Source organism: Pseudoalteromonas sp. SR45-5 (assembly GCF_014163565.1).
In the GTDB taxonomy this organism is placed as follows: Bacteria; Pseudomonadota; Gammaproteobacteria; order Enterobacterales; family Alteromonadaceae; genus Pseudoalteromonas; species Pseudoalteromonas distincta.
In genome coordinates this window covers 1-1,295 of record NZ_JACJDN010000874.1, presented here as the reverse complement: position 1 = coordinate 1,295, position 1,295 = coordinate 1, and the positions used below count along the sequence as shown (strand labels likewise).

Sequence of the window (1,295 nt, the reverse complement as noted above, 5' to 3'; positions counted from 1 at the left end):
AATCAAGCACTTGCTGTACTGCGTTTACTTGAGCGATTTTTTTGTGATTGTTTTTTACGTTTACGGCGGGTAAACCACAAGTAAAAACCAGTACCTGCTAGCCACACTGGGCTCAAACCAATTACGCACCACAGTATTTTACTTATTAGCCCTGCAAAGTAGCCAAAATGAAGTTTTCTAAAGCTATCAATTACTTGCCAGCCAACGCCAACTTCGCGAATATCCCAGTTAGTTAAATGTTCGCCTGTTTGCTTATCGTAGCTAACCGTATTGGCATATTCGCTCGCAAGTGGGTTATTTGTATCGACTTCGCCGAATAAGGTGATATTTTCGTCAGGCTCGAGTGGCATAACTAAAAACGTACCATTAAAAGTGGGTATTTGCTTTTTACTGTCATCGAGTATGTGTTGAAACGAAATATCGCTACTGTGCAAGTTTTTGGTTAGTACAAAGTGTTCTTCCTCAGCGTGTTCAATAACTTCGTGATACCACACCGCCCAGTTAAAGTAGCCACCTGTGATAGCTAAAATAATAATGATGGGCGACCCTATCACCCCCGTCATTTTATGAATGTCGCTAAGTACAATTTGCAGTGTTGCACGCCAGCGCACACTAAATAGGCGCTGCCAAAATTTACGATAAATAATAAGTCCTGTAATACCTAATACCAATAAAAACAGAGCAAAAAAGAAGCCTAGTACTGTGCCTGTTTGACCTGGCAGGTTTTTAAAGTCGTTAAGTAAAAAGGTGTAATGCAGTTCTAAAAACCAATCAGTAAAATAATGGCTGGTACCAACAGGCTCTGACAAAATGTCACCCGTATACTGGTTTAAATGAAACTTATACCATTGCTCTGTCCCGCGTTTAACTAAGTAAACCCGATCAGCAGTATCATCGTTAAATATCTCCCAACTACCTACTACATACTCAGGGTAAGCAAGCTCTGTTTTTGCGATTAATTTGTCGATTGGCATGCGCTCTGGCAGTGCTTTTACAACATAGTGACTGCTTGGCATAAGTAAGCCATCTATTTCACTTTTAAAAACTAATACGCTCCCTGTAATACTAATAACAATCAAGGGAATGAGAGCTATAAGAGCGATCCAACTGTGAATTTTAAAAAGAGTTTTTCTCATAGATAGTTTTATATATTGCAGTTAATGACTTGCGCATGATAACAACTATCATTTTCATTTAATAGCTTGTGAGTAGGTTTCCTATTAAATAAGTAAACCGTGAACTTAATTCTACGGTTTTTGTATACCTAGCTTGCCAGTACCTAAAATAAGAATGTC

1 protein-coding gene is annotated in these 1,295 nt (G+C 38.6%); it reads right to left on the bottom strand.

The window, feature by feature from the left end; all coding sequences use genetic code 11:
- Positions 1 to 2: 2 nt before the first annotated feature.
- Positions 3 to 1,136, bottom strand: a complete 1,134-nt coding sequence (locus tag H5072_RS19750) for a PepSY domain-containing protein (protein WP_039486942.1) — start codon at positions 1,134 to 1,136, stop codon at positions 3 to 5.
- Between the last annotated feature and the right edge of the window lie 159 nt (positions 1,137 to 1,295).

Excerpts from the sequence above, each read along its gene's own strand:
- H5072_RS19750 (WP_039486942.1), bottom strand. The coding sequence starts at position 1,136 with ATGAGAAAAACTCTTTTTAAAATTCACAGTTGGATCGCTCTTATAGCT.